Origin of the sequence: Corynebacterium flavescens, from assembly GCF_008693105.1 — a bacterium.
GTDB classification, from domain to species: domain Bacteria; phylum Actinomycetota; class Actinomycetes; order Mycobacteriales; family Mycobacteriaceae; genus Corynebacterium; species Corynebacterium flavescens.
In genome coordinates this window covers 174,780-195,676 of the sequence record NZ_VXKK01000033.1, presented here as the reverse complement: position 1 = coordinate 195,676, position 20,897 = coordinate 174,780, and the positions used below count along the sequence as shown (strand labels likewise).

Below are 20,897 nucleotides of genomic sequence, written 5' to 3'. Positions count from 1 at the left end.
GCTCGAGTATGCGGGCAGGGGAGCGTTCCCCACAATCTTCGAGGCAGGCAAAAAGCTGCGTAGCGTGCTCTTTAACAGAGAAACGCGCAAGCGTAACTCTCACTTCTCTCTTCCATGATTCTTTCTCAATAAGGAGCATTTCACCATGTCCTACACCTTGTACCAATCACTAGGCCTTGACCGCTCATTACCGCCGGAGGCCCTTGCCGCGCAGATGGAAAGCATGCTGGCCCAGCCTGGCTCGAAGCCTATCGCATGGGTGAATTGCAGGCGGCACACGCCATCTTGGGCAACCCCAGCAAACGCGGCATGTACGATAGGCGCATCGATGATCCGGCGGCACCTCCCATGACTGTGGCCGAGATGCAGGCCCTAGCCGCTGACCACCTGGGTGGGAACCCCGGCAGAAATGCCAGCGAGGACCCGAGGGAAGGCCTCCGAGAAGACCGCCGAGAGAACCAGACGCTTGGCTCGATACCTGCAGCAGCAAGCTCAAGGGCAGGCGCGAAAGACTCTTTTGCCGCGGTGGGCACGAAACTCCACGACAAGCTGCCTGTCGCACGTGCTGCCATCTCCCGCGGCGCAACGGCTGCCAAGCAGCGCTTTACCCAGGCCTCGGCCCCGTTCGCGCGGGCGTTGCGGCTGGTGCCGTCGCAGTTGTGGCTTTAGGGGCCGCCGTGGGCACGGGCGTCCTCGACGGGAAGGGTGGATTGCGTGGGGGAGGACAGATCTCTGCTTATGACGAGGACGATATCCGCAAGGTGGCGGAGAGCAACTTTGCCGAGCAGAAATTCCTCAGTCCGGGTGATGAAGTAAAGATTCGGACCGGCAAACCCTATACATATGAAGACGGACGCGTAGAGCGGACCGGAGGTATGGAGCTCGGGGTAAAACTCGACAACTTCCGCTTGGTTGATGAGATTTCCAAGGGGGATCCAGACGCCCCTGCGGATCATCCGACTCACAAGGACCACAAAACAGGCACGTGGCTGTGTTATGACCTAACTGGCCGGATAATCGGTGCTGATGAGAAGGTTAAGGCAGGTTTGGAGGCGAATTCTGCAGAGAAACTGAAGTCTGCGATGAAAGAGTTCAATAGTGGCTTTAAGGCAGGTGTACAACCGATTATCGATGACTCTCGGTCCGGTCTTACTCTGACGGATAGTTACGATGTTGAGGTGCCACCTGGATCCGGTACCCCGTTACAACGAGTCTATGAAACGGGCATGCCCAATGTTGTGGACGAGCGGGACAAGGCCGTATTCGACGAGACAACCAATTCTCTTGTGACTAGCAAGTGCGTTGCGGTGACTGGCCCGGCTGCCGACGAATCCAATGATTTGGATCTCGGGACTACAGTCAGCGAGCAGGCTGATATTCCGGAAGGGGTCACCGGTTTCACTTTCACACCCAGCCTCGATCACGTGGAGAGCTATGATGCCGAGCCTAACTGGTTTACGGAGGTTTCTGGCTGGAGGGCCGACCTTTAGGAGGCATCCTTTGAGCTTGACGTCTAAGCGCTTAGGTGCCTAGCACAAAAAGCGCCCGCCCTTCCGTGGTAGGAAGGGCGGGCGCTTTGATTTTGGCTCTAAGGCCTGCCTGGTGTTAAAGCCGGGCTGGCGCTAGGCGCGATTTAGCAGTCGAAGTACATCTCGAACTCCTGCGGGGTGGGACGCAGGCGGGTCGGGGCGATTTCGTTGTCATACTTGTACTGCAGGTAGGTGTCGATGAGGTCTTCGGTGAAGACATCGCCCTCGGTCAGGAAGGAGCTATCCTCTTCCAATGCCTTGAGGGAGGACTCCAAGGAGGTGGGGGCCTGCGGGATGGCGGCGGCCTCTGCCGGCGGCAGCTCGTAGAGGTCCTTGTCCACAGGGGCGTGCGGCTCGATACGGTTCTTCACGCCGTCGAGGCCGGCGAGCATCATCGCAGCGAAGCCGAAGTAGGGGTTGCCTGAGGGGTCCGGCGCGCGGAACTCGATGCGCTTTGCCTTGGGGTTGGAACCGGTAATCGGAATGCGGATGGCCGCAGAGCGGTTACGCTGCGAGTACACCAGGTTGATGGGGGCCTCGAAACCAGGGACCAGGCGGTGGTAAGAGTTCAGGGTCGGGTTGGTGAATGCCAACACGGCGCCAGCATGCTTGAGGATGCCGCCGATGTAGTAACGGGCAATATCGGACAGGCCTGCGTATCCAGCTTCGTCATGGAAGAGGGGCTTGCCGTCTTTCCACAGAGACTGATGAGCGTGCATACCCGAGCCGTTGTCACCTGCCAGAGGCTTAGGCATGAAGGTTGCAGTCTTGCCATTCTTGGCGGCGGTGTTCTTGATGATGTACTTGAAAGTCTGGATGTCATCAGCCGCGTGCAACAGGGTGTTGAAGCGGTAGTTGATTTCCTGCTGTCCGCCGGTGCCCACCTCGTGGTGGTAGCGCTCAAGGGCGAAGCCTGCGTTGGCGAGGTTGATGGCCATCTCATCGCGCACGTCGACCGTCTGGTCATAAGGTGCGGTGGGGAAGTAGCCGCCCTTGATGCGGGTCTTGAACCCAGTGTTGGGGGTGCCGTCGAGGTTGGTCTCGTTGCCGCGGTTCCACCAGCCTTCATTCGAGTCGACCTCGTAGAAGGAGTTGTTGATGTCAGTGGAGTAACGCACGGAGTCGAAGAGGTAGAACTCTGCCTCGGCGCCGAAGTTACAGGTATCGGCGATGCCGGTCGAGGCCAAGTACTCCTCGGCCTTGCGGGCGACGTTGCGTGGGTCACGGGAGAAAGGCTCCAGCGTGAAAGGATCGTGGACGAAGAACTTGATGTTCAGCGTCTTCTGAATGCGGAATGGATCCAGCACTGCGGTGGCCGGATCTGGCAGCAGCGCCATATCGGACTCATCGATACTGGTGAAGCCGCGAATGGAGGAGCCGTCGAAGGCGAGTCCCTCGTTGGCAGCCTCCTCAGTGAACTGATCCGCCGGAATGGTGAAGTGGTTCTCGGTGCCAGGGACGTCGGTGAAGCGGACGTCGACGAAGCGGACGTCCTCATCCTTGATGAACTTGACCACGTCATGAATAGACTCGAAAGCCATGGTTTATCTCCTCGAATGCAACTTTGTGCGCTGTCTTGATAGTCTCCTGAGCAGCTCAGAGGCAGGGCTAACTTGCCCGTGAAGCGCATGCTCAATAGGATATCTATAAACTAGCAGTTAGCGCAGATAATTCCTATTGAATAATAGAAAAAAAATCACTTTTTGCTTTTCTTTTCCCAGATTTCTCCAGCTCAACCGCCAAATGTGGCGTTGGTTACCCCCGGTATTGTCGGTAGGTGTTCAGAGTTAAGTGTTCGGGGCTTGTGTTCTGAGGCTGGGATTCCCTCAGAAGCCTTCAACGAAGCTTTCTAGCCAAGGAGAGGACCCAGCCCAGCATAGCCGTGTTCGGAGAAACTCACAGGAGCATCTTCCTTTCCCAGCACTGCAATCCGTCCGTGGACGTCATCCCACTGGGGCCAATCGGGGCCCACGCCTTCGACAAGCTTCACTGCTGCGCCGTGAATAGCGTTCGCTAGGGCTTGGGGAGGTCTACCACCGGCAATCGGACCCACATCCGCGCGATCGAGTACGTCCCAGAAGAAAGGAAGATCCAAGCAATGGATTGCTCCCTGCTTGGTCGGGGAGGGCCAGCTAAAGCGATACAGGTGCGTGCTGGCCATGGCCTGAGCGCGGACGCGCGCCACCCGGACCACTTGGCGGCGGAAAACGCGGTCGGTGACTTCTTGGTCGAGCGTAGCCGCCGCGCCGCTAACGCCGGCAAGGCGTTGCTCGCTTTGGTAGTCCCGCAGCTGATGGCCGCGCAGCCCCGTGGCGTAGAGAAGCACAGCATCGGGCACAAGGTCGAGCCACCGGGGCAGGGCCTTTTCCGGAAACATAATCTCTTGATCATTGGAGCCCACGACCAAGTCCACGTGTCTGCCACTGCCATGTTCTAAGGCATCGAGTGTGGGCTCAACAATGAGCTCGCCATCGACAACGGGGCTATAAAAGGGCGAGTATTCAATGAGTCTAGATAGCGAGACACCGCGAGGACGCGCCGCCTTCATCTGCTCGGCAAGGATTGTTTCTTCCGTGACCGCAGAAAGACCCTCCCTCGTTGCAGCTACTCCCAGACGCTTAGCTAGACGCCTCGTAGTTTCCTCGGCCTCGGCGCGAGTGCGCACCGGCAAGACCGGCGATGCGGCCCACGCGGCGCGGAACAATGATGTTGCTGCCGGGATTCCCAGAAGAGTTAAGACCGCGCCCGCCCCAGCGGATTGGCCCGCTAGGGTGACGCGCTGTGGGTCACCGCCGAAAGCAGCAATGTGCTCTTGAACCCACTTGAGCGCAAGAATCCAATCGTGAACACCGAGGTTGGCCTCGGCCCCAGGGATGGCTGCAAAGCCCGCGAAGCCAAGCCGATAGGAAACAACTACGGTGACGATCCCATCGCGGGCAAAGCTTCGGCCGTCATACCAAGGGCTCGCCGGCGATCCGCCGGTATAAGCACCGCCGTGGATCCACACCATCACGGGCAGCGCCGCCAGTGGATCAGGGAAAGGGGTATAGACCGATACGTTGAGGATATCCTCGCCGGGAATCGCAGGCTCAGGAACCAGCCCTGCCTCTTCTATTTGCAGCGGAGTGGGGCCAAACGCGGTGGCCGGGCGCACACCCTCCCAACTTGATGCAGGAACTGGCAACGCGAAGCGGAGCCCATTAACCGGAGCTTGTGCATAAGGAATGCCATGAAAGGAAGCATAGCCCGAGTGCCGGATGCCCTCGAGTTTTCCATTGGGGGTGATGACTATTGGGCCACGGATTTTAGACATCGATTCGCATTTCTAGGAGAAGACAATGGCACTTCAGCAACAAAAGTGCCTAAGCATTTAAAGTGCCTAGAACTCTTAACTTAGAGAAATCAGCTGGCCGGTGCTGATTAAACACCGAGTAGATGAGAAAATCCCCCACATTGCTCTAAGAATGCGGGGGATTGGGGCCGAAGACGAAGTATCTTCGTGATGCCTCTAGCAGTCGAAGTACATCTCGAACTCCTGCGGGGTGGGACGCAGGCGGGTCGGGGCGATTTCGTTGTCGTACTTGTAGTTGATGTAGGTATCGATGAGGTCCTCGGTGAAGACATCGCCCTCGGTCAGGAAGTCCATGTCCTTCTGCAGGGCCTCAAGTGACGCCTCCAGGGAAGTGGGGGCCTGCGGGATGGCGGCTGCCTCTGCTGGCGGCAGCTCGTAGAGGTCCTTGTCCACAGGAGCGTGTGGCTCGATGCGCTTCTTGATTCCGTCGAGGCCGGCCAGCATCATCGCACTGAATCCGAGGTAGGGGTTGCCTGAGGGGTCCGGCGCGCGGAACTCGATGCGCTTTGCCTTGGGGTTGGAACCAGTAATAGGGATACGGATGGCTGCAGAGCGGTTGCGCTGCGAGTACACCAGGTTGATGGGGGCCTCGAAGCCAGGCACCAGGCGGTGGTAGGAGTTCAGCGTCGGGTTGGTAAAGGCCAGTACGGCGCCGGCGTGCTCCAGAATGCCGCCGATGAAGTAGCGGGCGAGATCGGACAGACCTGCGTAGCCAGCTTCATCGTGGAAGAGCGGCTTGCCATCCTTCCACAACGACATGTGGGCGTGCTGCCCAGAACCATTGTCCCCAGCCAGCGGCTTGGGCATGAAGGTGGCGGTCTTACCGAATTCCGCGGCAGTGTTTTTGACGATGTACTTGAAGGTCTGGATGTCATCCGCCGCGTGCAACAAGGTGTTGAAGCGGTAGTTGATCTCGTTTTGCCCGGCACCGACCTCGTGGTGGAAGCGCTCGAGCGAGAAGCCTGCCTTGGCTAGGTTTAGCGCCATGGCGTCACGGACCTCGCCGTGCTTGTCATAAGGAGCGGTGGGGAAGTAGCCACCCTTGATGCGGGTCTTGAACCCTGTGTTGGGGGTGCCGTCGAAGTTTGTTTCCTCACCACGGCCCCACCACCCCTCATCGGAGTCGACCTCGTAGAAAGAGTTGTTGATGTCGGTGGAATAGCGCACGGAGTCGAAGATGTAGAACTCTGCCTCGGCGCCAAAGTTACAGGTATCGGCGATGCCGGTCGATGCCAAGTACTCCTCAGCCTTGCGGGCGATGTTGCGTGGGTCGCGGGAGAATGGCTCCAGCGTGAAAGGGTCATGGACAAAGAACTTGATGTTGAGCGTCTTGACCGAGCGGAAGGGGTCCAGCATGGCGGTGGCCGGATCCGGCAACAGAGTCATGTCGGACTCATCGATGCTGGTGAAGCCGCGAATGGAGGAACCGTCGAAGGCGAGCCCTTGCTCGGCTGATTCCTCGGTGAACTCGCTGGCGGGTAGGGAAAAGTGGTGCTCGGTTCCGGGAACGTCGGTGAAGCGGGCATCGACGAAGACGACGTCTTCTTTCTCGATGAAGGCGATGACGTCCCGAATGGTCTCAAAAGACACTGTTGACTCCTAGTGGTTGAGCTTTATATTCTCCCTCCAACCCTACTAGGTTCAATTACTTTGGGTGCATATGTGTCCTTGTTTCCTTAATGGATCGGCGCCCGCTAAATTAGTGACCATGGCTGATAAGCGAACGTGGCTCGATGGCCCGAATATTCCGGGTGAGAACGACGATATGTCCGGCCCCGGCAAGTGGCCGGGGGAGAAGCTCGGGTTGCCGGAATCGGGGCCAGGATCTTTGGCCCCGGTCGCACGTCGCGCAGGCGCGGTGCTTATTGATTGGATAGTGTGCATGCTCCTGGCCAATCTCATAACCATGTTTACCTCGGTCCTCGGGGACGTGGCCTTTTTGGGCTACCTCCTGTGGGCCATCGTGGGAATCCTCGGCGGCTGGCTTTTCGCCCGTACCCCCGGGATGCTGCTGTTGGGAATGGGCGTCGCTCGTTTGGACGTGCCGGGCGAAAGGGTCGGTTTGTGGCGCGCGGTTGTTCGCACCCTGTTGACGGGTTTGATCTTCCCCGCAGCGCTTGTCGACGCCGATGGGCGAGGCATCCATGACCGCGCCACCGGTACCGCGGTCATTCGCTCCTAGAGTTTCTACCGCCTCAAGTCAAGTGCTAAAGGACTATAAAGACAGCAAAAAGCGGCTTCTATTTCCTCTACCGTTGTTGGGCGAGGAAATAGAAGCCGCTTTTTAGGCTCTTTAAGTGGCTTTTTATTTGCCCTTGCGCTGCTGAGCGCGACGCAGCCGCCGGTTCATGCCGGCCATGTTTTGAGCCTGGCGTGGCATAGGACCCTTGGGCATACCAGGCATGGCGCCGGGCATGTCATCCATGGCCTCGATCTTGCGGATGTAAGCGTAGGTCTCATTCTTGTTGAAGTTACGCGGTAGACGCATGATCTTGCTGCGCAGCTTGGAGACAGGAACCTCATCTTCGCCGGTGCCCACGTAGATGACGTGGACGGGAGCGCCAGCCGCGAGTTTATCAATGCGGTGCTTGAGCTGCTTGATGGTCGGGGCGAGGTGGTTGCGATTTCCCTCGCAGACGAGAACCACGCCGGGGTTACCAATGACGCGGTGCACGAGATCCTGCTGGCGGGTAGCGGCGATGCCGGTCTTGACCTTCCAGACCACACCGATGGTGTTACGCAGCTGCTGCTCGAGAGCCCAACCGGCGACGCCCGGTTGGTCCTCAACGCGCTTGTACATATCGCGCTCGAGGCGGCGGGTGAACAGAAACATGGCGAGGACGGCACCGAAGCCCAAGCCCAAGACCAACATGAACCACTGGCCGTTGAAGAGCAAGCCGATAAGGAAGAACAACAGGCCCAAGCCCAAGAAGGCGGCGAGCATGATAGGAATGAGCGCCTTATCCTGCTTGCGCTGCATGTTAAACGCTTGCCACATTTGCGAGCGGGTTTGCTTGCGCCGCGCGCGCTTGCTTGCGCGTTCTTGCTTCTTTGCAGCTTTCAGCGCTGCCTTGTCGTCTTGTGCCATGACTCCTACTTTAAAGCTCAGCCTAGAGAATTAATAAACCACCCCCAGCCTAGCGAACGGTCGCAGCAGCCGAAGCGCTGTGGGCAGGGGTCTTGACTAGACGGGTGGTAACCGGGGTCTCCTGGGAGGGTCCATACTTGTCAATGAGCGTGGAAGCCTCTTGGGCCGTGGCTCCCTTGGAGGTTTCCGCCAGGTGCTGGAGACTAGCCGGCAGCTCGAAGCCGCGCGCCTCCATGGCTTGGACATAAAGCCGCCCAGCCCGGTAAGAAGAACGCACGAGCGGTCCGGACATGACACCACCGAAGCCGAGGCTCTTGGCGAGCTTAGAGTGCGCGACGAATTCTTCGGGGCGTACCCAGCGCTCGATGGGGTGGAAACGCGGCCCAGGGCGCAGGTACTGAGTGATGGTGATAATGTCGCAGCCCGCGGAGCGTAGATCCCGAAGCGCCTCCTCGATCTCCTCGGCGGTTTCTCCCATGCCAAGGATCAGGTTTGACTTGGTGATGAGCCCGAACTCATGTGCCTGCCGGATGACATCGAGCGAGCGCTCGTAGCGGAAGGCGGGGCGGATGCGACGGAAGATACGCGGGACAGTCTCTAGGTTATGGGCAAAGACCTCTGGCCGCGCCTCAAAGACCTCCTGGAGGAGATCAGGCTTGCCGGAGAAGTCCGGCGTAAGGTTCTCTACGCCCGTGTGAGGGTTGAGCTCATGGATCTTGCGGACAACCTCGGCATAGAGCCAAGCGCCCTCATCCGGGAGATCGTCACGAGTAACACCGGTGATGGTGGTGTAGTTGAGGTCCATTTCCTGGATGTTTTCGGCTACACGCCGTGGCTCATCACGGTCAAGAGCCTCGGGACGCCCCGTGGCGATGTCACAAAAGTCGCAGCGGCGGGTGCACTTATCGCCACCGATGAGGAAGGTTGCCTCGCGGGATTCCCAGCACTCATGAATGTTGGGGCAGCCGGCTTCCTGGCACACGGTGTGCAGCGAGGCACCGGAGACGCGCGACTTCATGTCTTCATAACCTGGTCCGGTCCGAACCTGGTTTCTGATCCAGCGGGGCTTCTGCTCGATCGGGGATTCCGCATTCTTCTTCTCGATGCGGAGCATTCTGCGTCCTTCAGGCTTTACAGTCACGGCACTCACTCTACGCGGTTGATTTGGTCATGGCTAATACCCCTAAGGGGGTCTATCTTCTTCAATTCCTCGCAGAGCGAGGTTATTCCGGCCTACCCCCGCTTGTTCGCCGTTCAACTACCGTTTATCTGCCGCCGTTGCGCGCAGCTGCTTCCGCGTGGCGCCGTTCGCGGGCTTTCTTGTTAGCAATCTTGGTTGGGTCCGGGGCGGAAGCGAAGGTGTGATCGGCAACGACGAGGCTGCCGGAGAGGGCGTCTTCGAGCGCGGTCAACAAAGGAGAGGCGGCCTCCTCCAAAGCGACGGGGCGGCCGAGCTCGAGCGACAACGTGGTCACGTCGGCGTCGTCAATGCCACAGGCCACGATGTGCTCGTAGTAGTCGAGGGTATTAGAGCAGTTTAATGCCAATCCATGCATGGTCACGCCCCGGGTGATGCGGATTCCCAGCGCTGCAATCTTGCGGTCGCGACGTGGAGCTTCAGGTGAGGCAGGCTCGGTGGTGGAGGGCACCCATACGCCCGAGCGGCCATCGATGCGCCCGGCAGTGGACACCCCGAGCTCGCGCACGGCAGCGATGATGGCCTCTTCGAGGCGGCGGACATAATCAACGACATCGACGGGCTCGGCGAGCCGAATGATGGGGTAGACCACGAGCTGGCCCTCGCCGTGCCACGTTATACGCCCGCCTCGATCGACCTTGATCACCGGCAAACCGTTATCGGGCATGTCCTCCGGCTGGGTGCGCTTGCCGGCGGTGTAGATATTGGGGTGCTCGACTAAAAGGATGGTGTCGGGCACCTCGTCACGCGCCCTCTTGGCCGCGAGATCTGCCTGAAAGTCCCACGCCTCCTGGTAGTCCATGCGGCCCATATTCCGGATATCCAATGCTTCACTTGAGGCGCGGATAGAAAGGTGCGCCGGGAAGAAAGGTTTGCGTGGAGCAGTCATGAATAGTCCTTGTGCGGGCGGGGAGAGGGGAAAGCTTAAAGCCTGTGATCTGCATCTTAGGAGCGCGGATTCGGCTTAAGCAAAAGTGCAGTACAACAGACCGACAGCAGCCCATCAAGAGGCCAACAAAAGGGCCAAGGAGAAAGGCCTCCTCCTTGGCCCGAACACCAGTATGCGTGGAGTTCTAGTTAGACACCGTTGGCGGCGCTGTAGTGCTCTGCGGACATGAGATCGCCGGCCTCTGTGACCTCGACCTCCCACAGCCAGCCCTCGCCGAAAGGATCGGAATTGATGAGGGAGTAGTCTTCTCCGATCGCCTCGTTGATGGCGGTGACGGTTCCGGTTACCGGGGAGTAAAGATCAGACACGGACTTGGTGGATTCGACCTCACCGCAGGACTCGCCTGCGGTCACGGCATCACCGACGGCGGGAAGCTCGGCGAAGACAACCTCACCCAGGCGATCAGCTGCCACCGAGGTGATGCCTACGCGCACGGTCTTGCCTGCGACGTCATCAGCAGGGGCGTTGATCCATTCGTGGTCTTCCGAGTAGGAATAATCAGCGGGTAGTTGAGACATAATGGGGAAGGTTCCTTTCTGGGAAACAGCAATCCGGAAAAGCAGCTAACCGGAGTTAATGGAAAAGATTCTAGCCAGTGATTAGTGCTCGCGCTTATAAAACGGCAGAGCACTGATGGTGAAGGGATAACGCTTTCCCCGGATGTCTACTTCGACGGCATCTCCAGGCTGAAGCTGTGCAGCGGTATCTACCAAGGCGAGGGCGACGGGGTGGCCCAGCGTGGGCGAGGGCTGGCCGGAAGTTACCGTCCCGACCTGCTTTTCCCCGGCATAAATGGCAGATCCGCTGCGTGCAGCACGTTTTTGCTCGGAGGTCAGACCGATAATGGAGCGCTGCGGACCTTCAGCCGCGCGCTCACGCATGACAGCAGCGCCGACGAAATCGACGTCCTTCTTGGCAAAGGCGCGTGCCATACCGGCCTCTACCGGGGTGATGTCGCGAGAAAGCTCATTGCCGTATAGAGGCATGCCAGCCTCCAAGCGCAGAGAGTCTCGTGCTGCCAGGCCGGCTGGGCGCAGGCCGAATTCTTCGCCGGCTTTGAGTAGCTCCTGCCACAACTCGGGGGCGTCAGCGTTGTAGACGATGAGCTCGAAGCCATCCTCCCCGGTATATCCGGTACGGCAGATAAACGCGTACTTGCGGGCGATTTTGCCAGTCATCGCGGCATAGTAGGGCAGCTCGAATACTGCCTCTTGCTTGTTGTCTTCCACGAGCGGGACGAGGATCTCCGCTGCCTTTGGGCCTTGGATGGCGATCATAGCTACATCGCGGGACTCATTCTTCAGATCAACGTCAAAGTCCGCGGCGCGTTGATTAAGCGCTTCCCACACGGCATCCGTGTTGCCCGCATTGGGAACGACGAGAAACTTAGTTTCCCCGAGACGGTAGGTGATGAGATCATCGATGATGCCGCCGTCTTCCGCGGTGATCATGGAGTACTTGGCTTTGCCGATCTTCAGGTTGCTGAAGTCCGAGATGAGGCTATAGCTCAAGAAGGCAGCTGCGTCGGGGCCATTGACCCAGATTTCGCCCATGTGAGAGAGATCGAAAAGGCCGGCTGAAGAGCGCACTGCGCGGTGTTCTTCGAGTTCGTTGCCATACTTCAGGGGCATATTCCACGGTCCAAAGGCGGTGAAAGTCGCGCCCAATTGCTCGTGCTCGGAGTGCAAGGGGGAGGTCAAAAGCTCGGTCATGGTCTAGTTCTCCTCTGTGGAATCGGTGCTGTAGTCAAAGGCCTCGGGCGGTGGGCAGGAACAGACGAGGTTACGGTCTCCGTAGGCCTCGTCCACTCGGCGCACCGGCGGGAAGTACTTATTCTGACGCAGCGCAGGCACGGGGTAGGCGGCCTTCTCGCGGCCAAAGCCGTAATCCCAGGTATCCGATACCAGGGATTCGGCGGTGAAGGGGGCGTGGTGAATAACGGAGTCCTCGTAGGAAACCTTGCCTTCTATGATCTCCTGGATCTCGGCGCGAATCTGCCGCATGGCAGCAATAAAGCGATCAAGCTCTCCCAGGTCCTCGGATTCGGTGGGCTCCACCATGAGGGTTCCCGCGACGGGGAAAGCCAAGGTCGGCGCGTGGAAGCCGTAGTCGATGAGCCGCTTGGCGACGTCGGCCGCAGTGACCCCGGAAACCTCCGTCAGCTCGCGCAGGTCGAGGATGCACTCGTGGGCTACTAAGCCCTTGTTTCCGGTATAGAGCACGGGGAAAGACTCTTGCAGGGAGGTGGCGATATAGTTTGCGCCGAGGATAGCGTGTGCTGAGGCATCAGCGGCACCTGCGGAGCCCACCATGGCCAGGTAAGCCCAGGAAATGGGCAAGACTCCCGCCGATCCATATTTGGTGCTGGAGATGGGAACCCCCGTGCCGACTGGGGCCGGTGCAGCCGGATCGACGCCCGGGCCATTGGGATCAGCAGGAAGGAAAGGAATGAGGTGCTTGGCCACGCCCACCGGACCTACGCCGGGGCCGCCGCCGCCGTGCGGAATGGTGAAGGTTTTGTGCAGGTTGAGGTGGCTGACATCGCCGCCAAAATCCCCAGGGCGGGCCCAACCAGTAATGGCGTTCATGTTCGCGCCGTCAATATAGACTTGACCGCCAGCGGCGTGTACCTTATCGCAGACTTCGCGGACCTCTGGGTCGAATACCCCGTGGGTGGAAGGATAGGTGATCATGATTCCCGCGATGTGCTCACCGTATTTCTCAATCTTGGCATCGAGGTCGCTCACGTCAATTGAGCCATCATCCGCGGTGGCGACGACGACGACGCGTAGGTTCGCCAGGGTGGCGGAAGCGGCGTTCGTACCATGCGCGGAGGCGGGGATAAGGACGACATCGCGGCCAGTATCTCCGTTGGCGACGTGATAGCGCCGAATGGCAAGCAACCCGGCCAGCTCGCCCTGCGAGCCAGCATTTGGTTGAATCGAAATCTTGGCGTAGCCGGTGATCTCAGCCAGCCAGCCTTCGAACTCTGCAATGAGCTCACGCCAACCCGCGGTGGTTTCCTCCGGGGCATAGGGGTGAATACCCGCGAATTCAGGCCAAGAGATGGGCTCCATGGCTGCAGTGGGGTTGAGCTTCATGGTGCAGGAACCGAGCGGAATCATGGTGCGGTCCAGCGCCAGATCCTTGTCCGCCAAGGTGCGCAGATAGCGCATCATCTGAGTCTCGGAGTGGATCCGATTAAAAATGTCCTCCTGCAGAGGCGCTTGTTCACGCACCAGCTTCTCTGGGATGGAGGACTCTGCGGAGATAACCTCGGCGCCAAAGACCTCTGCCAAGACAACCAGATCGGCTTGACTTGCGGATTCGCCGAAAGAAACCGAAACCTTGTCTGGGCCGATGGCGCGCACGAGGTATCCCAGGTCTTGCAGCTCCGCCTTGATGGAAGCCGAGTCCACACCGGAGACGGTTACGGTATCGAAGAAAGAATCCGAGACAATGTCCTTGCCCGCATCAAGCACAGAGGCTGCAAAGGAGGAGGCCAGACTGTGGACCCGCTCTGCTATCTTTTTGAGCCCTTGGGGGCCGTGGTAGACGGCGTACATGGAGGCAACATTTGCCAGAAGCGCCTGTGCGGTACAGATATTGGAGGTAGCACGTTCGCGGCGGATATGCTGTTCGCGTGTTTGGAGCGCCAGGCGGTAGGCGGGACGCCCCGCAGCGTCGATGGAAACACCGACGAGGCGGCCAGGCATCTTGCGCTTAAGCTTGTCAGCCACGGCCATATAAGCCGCGTGTGGGCCTCCGAAGAAGAGCGGAACGCCGAAGCGTTGCGCAGAGCCAATGACTACGTCTGCACCGAAAGAGCCGGGGGCTTCGAGGAGTAGCAGAGAAAGCGGATCAGTGACCACCGTTGCTAGTGCGCCACGAGCGTGCAGATCAGAAATGACGGATTGGGGATCAAAAATATCGCCCTCGGTCCCCGTGTATGCGATGACGGCTCCGAGCAGATCCTCACCGACAATGCCGGCGCGAATGTCGATGACCTCGACCTCGATGTCAATCGCTCGGGCGCGAGCGGCAGCTACGTTGAGAACCTGCGGATGTAAACGCGAGTCCAAGAGAACACGCCGACCCTTCTTGACCGAGCGAGCCATGAGGCCAACGGCCTCGGCGGCTGCGGAGGCCTCGTCGAGGAGCGAGGCATTTGCGATGGGAAGCCCTGTAAGGGATTCGATCATGGTCTGGAAGTTCAGCAACGCCTCCAACCGTCCTTGAGAGATCTCAGGCTGATAGGGCGTATAGGCCGTGTACCAACCCGCATCCTCGAGGAGCCCGCGGCGAATGACTGCTGGCGTGAGGGTGTCTGAAAAGCCCTGACCATAAAAGGACTTCAAGACAACGTTGTGGTTGGCGTATTCACGGAGCTTGTCTTGCGCTGCTTCCTCGCTCAATGCATCTGGAAGCTGGGGTAGCGCGGCGGTGCGAATGCCTTGTGGGATAGCAGCGTTGACCAGGTCTTCGACTGATGCATAGCCAACGGCCTCGAGCATGGACGCACGCTCCGGTGCGTTGGGGCCGAGATGGCGGGAAAGGAAAGCCATGAATTCAAGTGCTCCTTGTGAAATGGGCTGAGGATAACCGTAGCTAAGTATAAAACCTCGGAGCGACATAAAGGAACGTTTTCTGTTCGGCTTAGCTCTGCAGGCACTTTTAAGGAGCCATGCCAAGCCGTGTTCAGGAGTAAAGAACCCGGGTGGCAAAGATTTAGGAATAGCAGGGGGCTTCAGTACTCTTTGAAGGCTGATGCCTGTGCACGTTGCGTTTCCTTTGCTCGAGAGTTCAAGTCTTCGCACCAAGCGGGATAGGCGCGAAAGCCGCGTTTGCCTGGTTGGTTGGATCCGAAAGTGATGCCCAACTGTTCAAGATGTTCGGGAGTAAAAGTGAATACTCCGCGTCGACCTTGCTGCTCCACGAATACCATAAGGCCAGAATTCATCTCATCCCCACTAAATGGACGCGTCCGTCCATCCACCCCTCGGCACCAAAAGGCCACGAATGCTCCTGGTTTTGAGGGTGTGTTCCTAGCAGTTCGAATATGCCACTCACAGCCTGCAATCTGAGCCACACCTGATTCGTAGTCACTAGTTTGTTCCTCAGCCTTCACTGAAACAGTAAGTCCTACCTCGGAAGCCCAGAGCTCCAACGCACTAAATCCCATAAGGGAAAACCCTAACAGTGTTTTCGGGGCTATCCTGCACGCAGCCTATTCGAGTCATTGACCGAGACATCACCGCTCGGAAAAAGCAGATACCGCCCGATACGCTCTGTCCCTGTAGGTGGGAGAAGGTATCGGACGGTAGAACTACGAAGCTGGGAGGGGAATCGAAAACGGGAGGGGAATTAGAGTCCCAGGTCAGCCTCGAAGTTAGCGGTTTCCAACCGGTCCTTAATGGTGGTTACGAAACGGCCGGCATCTGCACCATCAACAACCTGGTGGTCGTAGGTGAAGGGCAGGTAGCACATCTGGCGGATGGCAATAGCATCCTGACCGTCCTCAGTCACGACAACCGGGCGCTTGGTGATAGCCGCGGTGCCCAGGATTCCGGCCTGCGGCGGAACCAGGATCGGGGTATCGAGCAGTGCACCTTCGGAGCCAATGTTGGTGATGGTGAAGGTAGCGCCGGTCAGGTCATTCGGCTTGAGCTTGTTGTTGCGTGCCTTATCAGCCAAACCGGCGATGGCCTGAGCGATCTCTGGCAGGCTCAAATCCTGAGCCTTGTGGATAACCGGGGTCAGCAGACCACGTGGGGTATCGACGGCGATAGCAACGTTGACGTCGGAGTGATAAGTCATCTCCTTGGTCTCCGGGTTGTAAGAGGCGTTGACGTTCGGGTGCGAAACCAGCGCCTCGACGGTCGCCTTCACGATGAAGGGCAGGTAGGAGAGGTTGGCGCCGTATTTCTCAACGAAAGCAGGCTTGTTCTGCTTGCGCAGGTTGGCCACAGCAGTGATGTCGACCTCTTGAACATGGGTGAGCTGAGCAGAAATCTGCAGAGCCTCGACCATCTTCTTCGCGGTGATCTCGCGGATCCGGTTGACCTTCTGGGTGGTGCCAATAAGCTCCTGCTTCTGCGGATCCACCGACTTGGTGGACCAGCGTGCGCGCGGATCCGAGGAAGCTGGTGCAGCTTCCTGGGTGGAAGCCTCACCCTGGCCTGCAGCGGCCATGACGTCTTGCTTACGGATACGTCCGCCGACACCAGTGCCGTTGACAGTGTTGAGGTCCACGCCGTACTTATCGGCGAGCTTGCGTACCAATGGGGTGACGTAGGGGATGTTATCGCCCTTGTTCACCGGTGCGGAAGCCGGCTTCTCTTCCTTCTTAGCGGCAGGCTTTTCTTCCTGGGATGCTGCCTTGGGTGCTTCCTCTTCCTTGGCTTCTGCCTCAGGCACTGCCTGCTTTTCTTCCTTGGCGGGCGAGGATTCCTGTGCCGGCTGTGCGTTGGCATCACCGATGCGGGCGATAACGGAGCCGACCTCGATGGTGTCGTCCTCGTCGGCGAGGATCTCTACGAGGATTCCTGCGACGGGGGAGGGGATTTCGGTATCAACCTTGTCGGTGGAAACCTCGAGTAGGGGTTCGTCGACCTCTACGGTGTCGCCGACGGACTTCAGCCACTGGGTGATGGTGCCTTCGGTGACGGATTCGCCGAGTTCGGGCATTTCGACGTCGGTGGCATCGCCGGAAGCGGCAGGCTTTTCTTCCTGGGCTGCTGCCTTGGGTGCTTCCTCTTCCTTGGCTTCTGCCTCAGGCACTGCCTGCTTTTCTTCCTTGGCGGGCGCGGATTCCTGTGCCGGCTGTGCGTTGGCATCACCGATGCGGGCGATAACGGAGCCGACCTCGATGGTGTCGTCCTCGTCGGCGAGGATCTCTACGAGGGTTCCTGCGACGGGGGAGGGGATTTCGGTATCAACCTTGTCGGTGGAAACCTCGAGTAGTGGTTCGTCGACCTCTACGGTGTCGCCGACGGACTTCAGCCACTGGGTGATGGTGCCTTCGGTGACGGATTCGCCGAGTTCGGGCATTTCGACGTCGGTGGCATCGCCGGAAGCGGCAGGCTTTTCTGCCTTGGGTGCTTCCTCTTCCTTGGCTTCTGCCTCAGGCTCTGCCTGCTTTTCTTCCTCTTCAGAGGAGGAAGATGCAGATTCGCCTTCATCACCGATGATGGCGATGACGGAGCCGACCTCGATAGTGTCGTCTTCGTCGGCCTTAATCTCTATCAGGGTACCCGCTACCGGGGAGGGGATTTCGGTATCAACCTTGTCGGTGGAAACCTCGAGTAGTGGTTCGTCGACCTCTACGGTGTCACCGACGGATTTCAGCCACTGGGTGATAGTGCCTTCGGTGACGGATTCGCCCAGTTCGGGCATCTCAACGGAGTGCGCCATGAGTAATAAGACTCCTCGGAAGTTGGAATTAAATATCGCTGTCGACCAATCCTACAGCGTCATTGAAACCAGCGCGTATATCCGGGTCTGATAGTTACCCTCATGAGGGTAAGATGTGAACTTATGTTTAATATCTTCCGCCGCAATCAATCCCGATCGCAGCTTCGTCCCCCGCGCGCACCGGGAGACACCATCAGGGCGGAAGATGCGCGCGCGTTGCAGCAATGGGCTGCTGGGAGGGCTTTTATCGAGGCTTTCATCGAGCCCGAGACCGTCCTCAACGAGATGTCTGTTGTGGTGGTGGACCACGAGGGAGAGTTCACCCGCCGCAGAATCGGGGGGCCAAAAGGGATCGATGCTGTAGCAAAGCTGCTTGATTGCGCCGTGTATGACGTCGAGGAGACCGGCTACCCACAGCGCATGCGTGAGCGAATGGAACGCGAGAGGATTCTGCGTCGCAGGGAAGAACAACGCGAAAGGCGCGCCAGGTTTAATCGGGGCGAGACCCCCGAGTCCTAGGCGCGGCCACAGCGATAGCAGTTATTACTGCTGATGCTTCGTTGTTTCTCTATTTCTTGTCTTGTGCTGCGATTTCTTCCAAGACGGCCACTACCGTGCGTACCGGTACGCCAGTGGCGCGCTTAGGCGTGTAGCCGCGGGGACCGCTGCCGTTCCAGGCTGGGCCAGCGACGTCGATGTGCGCCCAAGCGATGTCCTCCCCGACAAAGCGCTGGAGATAGGTGGCTGCAAACTCCATTCCGCCCTCGCGCTTGACGTGGATGTTGCGGATGTCAGCGGCGGGGGTTGAGATCTCCTCGTCGTGCTCCTCGAGCAGTGGCATGGCCCAAGCGTTTTCGCCGACTTCTCGACCCACTTCGGCCACGCGATCGCGGAAGTCTGCCGTGCCCATCACTCCGGCGGTGCGGCTACCCAAAGCGACGATCTGGGCACCGGTCAAGGTGGCAGTATCAATAAGGTAATCGGGGTCGTCTTCGCTTGCGCGGGCGATGGCATCGGCCAAGACAAGGCGGCCTTCTGCATCGGTGTTGAGCACCTCGGAGGTGATTCCGCCGTAGTGGGTGATGACATCGCCCGGACGGGTAGCAGAGCCCGAAGGCATGTTCTCTGCGAGTGGCAAGGTAGCAACTACCTTGACAGGGATTTCCAACTTGGCGGCGGCCAGTACGGAAGCGACCATAGCTGCGGATCCGCCCATGTCAGAGATCATGTCCCACATTCCGTTGCCAGGCTTAAGGGAGATTCCGCCGGTATCGAAGGTTATTCCCTTACCAACCAGCGCGACAGTCTTCTTTGCCTTCTTAGGGCTCCAGGTCACACGAACAAGACGCGGGGGGCGCTGCGAGCCTTTGCCTACCGCAAGGATTCCACCGAAGCCCTGCTTTTCCAGCTCCTTCTCGTCGAGGATCTCGACATCCAGACCGGCTTCCTTAGACTCGGCGCTGATGAACTGCGCGTAGGACTCGGGGTAGAGAACATTGGCCGGAGCGTTAACGAGGTCTCTGGCTAGGATGACGGATTCCGCAGTGATCTTTGCGTGCTCGAAGGCGTCTTTTTGATCCTTTCCACCAATGAAGTAGAAAGTTCCAGGCTGCTTCTTCTCGGCGGCCTTATCTTTGGATGTTGCCTTGTCCTTGTCAGAGGACTCGGGCGAGTGGATTCCACGGTACTCATAGCCGCCAAGGAGTACTCCTTCTGTTGCTGCTGCAAGCAGGGGAGCGGGGACGTCAATTACTGCGGTCTCCACCTTGCGTAGGTGGCGTGCCGCGGAACCTAGTGTGCGCCGCGCCTGCTCCGAGTCGAAGTCTTCCATATTATCTAGGCCCAAGGCCACGACCGAGGTGAAGCCGGACTTGGCAGGGGCGGGTACGCGCTTGAGTTCACCTGCCTTGCCGGTGGCACCAACGGCAACGAGCGAATCAAATACGGTGCGGGTGGCGCCGGCATCCAGCAGTGAGGTAGCGCAAAGCTCGAGGCCGTCCTCGCCTTTGACGGCAAGCACGATGAGAGCTTCCGCGTGCTTGGGGGCCTTCTTGAGTAATTCGACGCCGGGAAAGACGCCGCGAGCCGGTAGTGCAAACGTGGAAGTAGCCACCATTTTCCTCCTGAGAACTGAAAGATTCGATTACCTCAAACATCATACGCGTGGACGAGGAGGTCCTCTCGGGGCCTTTTAGCCCGCATGCGTGGCCTGCGGAGTATTGTGTAGGCATGCTTAATTTCACGGTAACCCGCACTGATAATCCCACCTCCCCGGCCGAAATCGCAGAGATTCTTAAGAATCCTGGGTTCGGCAAGTACTTCACTGATCACATGGTGACCATCGACTGGAACGAAGAAGAAGGCTGGCACGACGCACAGGTTCGTCCTTATGCCCCTATCGAGCTCGACCCGGCCACCACGGTTTTGCACTATGGGCAGTCGATCTTCGAAGGCATCAAGGCTTACCGCCAGGCAGATGACTCCATCGTCACCTTCCGCCCTGACCAGAACGCTCAGCGCATGATCAATTCCGCCAAGCGCATGGCCATGCCGCCATTGCCTCAGGAGGACTTCATCGAGTCTTTGCGCCAGCTGGTTGAGGTCGATAAGGCCTGGACCCCGGCTGCAGGCGGAGAAGCTTCCCTTTACATACGTCCCTTCATGATCTCTACTGAGGTTTCCGTTGGTGTCCACCCCGCAAACGCTTATCGCTTCATGGTCATCGCCTCGCCGGCAGGTGCCTACTTCAGCGGTGGCATCAAACCAGTCTCGGTCTGGGTCTCTACCGATTACGTTCGTGCCGCACCAGGTGGTACCGGCGCTGCCAAATTCGCAGGAAACTATGCTGCGTCCCTGTTGGCACAGGCCCAAGCCGAAGAAAAGGGCTGCGATCAGGTTGTGTGGCTCGATGCCATCGACCGCAAGTACATCGAAGAGATGGGCGGCATGAATCTGATGTTCGTCTACGGATCCGGCGCGGATGCCACTATCGTCACCCCGGCTTTGTCTGGTTCCTTGCTGCCGGGTATCACCCGCCAGTCCTTGCTGCAGGTTGCCCAAGACTTGGGCTATGGGGTTGAGGAGCGTCGCATCACCATCGATGAGTGGCGCGAGGACGTCGCCGCAGGCAAAATGACCGAAGCCTTCGCCTGTGGCACTGCCGCAGTCATCACTCCGGTTGGTCGCGTCATGAGCAATGATGGCGAGTTCGAAGTCAACGACAACAAGGCTGGCACGATCACCATGCAGCTGCGCGAAGAGCTCACCGGAATCCAGCGCGGTACTGTCGCTGACAAGCACGGCTGGCTCTACCCGCTGACCAAGTAATTCCTTGTTCGAGTTCCTGTTCCTGTTCGCGGGTCTCGTTG

At 58.8% G+C, this 20,897-nt stretch carries 17 protein-coding genes; 5 read left to right on the top strand and 12 right to left on the bottom strand.

What is annotated here, in order from left to right:
• The first annotated feature begins 255 nt into the window (after window positions 1–255).
• The gene (locus F4V60_RS08360; RefSeq protein WP_075730169.1) at window positions 256–669 is read left to right on the top strand and encodes a hypothetical protein; all 414 of its coding nucleotides are present in this window, start codon (window positions 256–258) and stop codon (window positions 667–669) included.
• Window positions 660–1,490: a hypothetical protein gene (locus F4V60_RS08355; protein WP_141256004.1), complete on the top strand. Its 831-nt coding sequence runs from the start codon at window positions 660–662 to the stop codon at window positions 1,488–1,490. The genes F4V60_RS08360 and F4V60_RS08355 overlap by 10 nt, the downstream gene beginning before the upstream one ends.
• Before the next feature lie 143 nt (window positions 1,491–1,633).
• Here F4V60_RS08355 and glnA (F4V60_RS08350) read toward each other — a convergent pair whose 3' ends face one another.
• The 3 genes from glnA (F4V60_RS08350) to glnA (F4V60_RS08340) all read right to left on the bottom strand — a co-directional run bounded on the left by glnA (F4V60_RS08350) (window position 1,634) and on the right by glnA (F4V60_RS08340) (window position 6,471).
• On the bottom strand, window positions 1,634–3,070 hold the full coding sequence (glnA, locus tag F4V60_RS08350; RefSeq protein WP_075730167.1) for a type I glutamate--ammonia ligase: 1,437 nt from the start codon (window positions 3,068–3,070) through the stop codon (window positions 1,634–1,636).
• 308 nt (window positions 3,071–3,378) lie between these two features.
• Window positions 3,379–4,842: a carboxylesterase/lipase family protein gene (locus tag F4V60_RS08345; protein ID WP_075730166.1), complete on the bottom strand. Its 1,464-nt coding sequence runs from the start codon at window positions 4,840–4,842 to the stop codon at window positions 3,379–3,381.
• Window positions 4,843–5,037: 195 nt separating this feature from the next.
• Window positions 5,038–6,471 carry a type I glutamate--ammonia ligase gene (glnA, locus tag F4V60_RS08340; protein ID WP_075730165.1) on the bottom strand — a complete coding sequence of 478 codons (1,434 nt, stop codon included), beginning with the start codon at window positions 6,469–6,471 and terminating at the stop codon, window positions 5,038–5,040.
• Between the two features lie 118 nt (window positions 6,472–6,589).
• On the opposite strand from glnA (F4V60_RS08340), the gene F4V60_RS08335 reads away from it, so the two are divergent.
• A complete protein-coding gene (locus F4V60_RS08335; RefSeq protein ID WP_075730164.1) occupies window positions 6,590–7,063 on the top strand; it encodes an RDD family protein in 474 nt (157 codons plus the stop codon).
• A 123-nt stretch (window positions 7,064–7,186) separates the two neighbouring features.
• On the opposite strand, the gene F4V60_RS08330 is transcribed toward F4V60_RS08335, so the two are convergent.
• The 8 genes from F4V60_RS08330 to sucB form a co-directional block, all read right to left on the bottom strand.
• Window positions 7,187–7,969: a DUF4191 domain-containing protein gene (locus F4V60_RS08330; protein ID WP_075730163.1), complete on the bottom strand. Its 783-nt coding sequence runs from the start codon at window positions 7,967–7,969 to the stop codon at window positions 7,187–7,189.
• Between the two features lie 49 nt (window positions 7,970–8,018).
• Window positions 8,019–9,083: a lipoyl synthase gene (lipA, locus tag F4V60_RS08325; protein WP_075730162.1), complete on the bottom strand. Its 1,065-nt coding sequence runs from the start codon at window positions 9,081–9,083 to the stop codon at window positions 8,019–8,021.
• A gap of 151 nt (window positions 9,084–9,234) precedes the next feature.
• Window positions 9,235–10,056 carry a lipoyl(octanoyl) transferase LipB gene (gene lipB / locus F4V60_RS08320; protein ID WP_075730161.1) on the bottom strand — a complete coding sequence of 274 codons (822 nt, stop codon included), beginning with the start codon at window positions 10,054–10,056 and terminating at the stop codon, window positions 9,235–9,237.
• A gap of 188 nt (window positions 10,057–10,244) precedes the next feature.
• Window positions 10,245–10,634, bottom strand: coding sequence for a glycine cleavage system protein GcvH (gcvH, locus tag F4V60_RS08315; RefSeq protein ID WP_075730160.1), 390 nt, complete (start codon window positions 10,632–10,634; stop codon window positions 10,245–10,247).
• 81 nt (window positions 10,635–10,715) lie between these two features.
• Window positions 10,716–11,828, bottom strand: a complete 1,113-nt coding sequence (gcvT, locus tag F4V60_RS08310; RefSeq protein ID WP_075730159.1) for a glycine cleavage system aminomethyltransferase GcvT — start codon at window positions 11,826–11,828, stop codon at window positions 10,716–10,718.
• A gap of 3 nt (window positions 11,829–11,831) precedes the next feature.
• Window positions 11,832–14,681 (bottom strand): aminomethyl-transferring glycine dehydrogenase, encoded by a 2,850-nt coding sequence (gene gcvP / locus F4V60_RS08305; RefSeq protein ID WP_075730158.1) that lies wholly within the window; start codon window positions 14,679–14,681, stop codon window positions 11,832–11,834.
• 182 nt (window positions 14,682–14,863) lie between these two features.
• Complete coding sequence (locus F4V60_RS08300; protein ID WP_075730157.1) at window positions 14,864–15,298, bottom strand: MepB family protein; 435 nt, start codon at window positions 15,296–15,298, stop codon at window positions 14,864–14,866.
• 182 nt (window positions 15,299–15,480) lie between these two features.
• A complete protein-coding gene (gene sucB / locus F4V60_RS08295; RefSeq protein ID WP_075730156.1) occupies window positions 15,481–17,529 on the bottom strand; it encodes a 2-oxoglutarate dehydrogenase, E2 component, dihydrolipoamide succinyltransferase in 2,049 nt (682 codons plus the stop codon).
• 123 nt (window positions 17,530–17,652) lie between these two features.
• Between sucB and F4V60_RS08290 the strand changes: the two genes are divergently transcribed.
• Window positions 17,653–18,048, top strand: coding sequence for an oxidoreductase (locus F4V60_RS08290; RefSeq protein WP_075730155.1), 396 nt, complete (start codon window positions 17,653–17,655; stop codon window positions 18,046–18,048).
• 49 nt (window positions 18,049–18,097) lie between these two features.
• Here the strand turns inward: F4V60_RS08290 and F4V60_RS08285 are convergent, their stop codons facing one another.
• Window positions 18,098–19,645, bottom strand: coding sequence for a leucyl aminopeptidase (locus F4V60_RS08285; protein WP_075730154.1), 1,548 nt, complete (start codon window positions 19,643–19,645; stop codon window positions 18,098–18,100).
• 113 nt (window positions 19,646–19,758) lie between these two features.
• Here F4V60_RS08285 and F4V60_RS08280 point away from each other — a divergent pair, with 113 nt between their 5' ends.
• Entirely contained in the window at window positions 19,759–20,856 is a 1,098-nt protein-coding gene (locus tag F4V60_RS08280; protein ID WP_075730153.1) for a branched-chain amino acid aminotransferase, read from the top strand.
• Window positions 20,857–20,897: the final 41 nt, after the last annotated feature.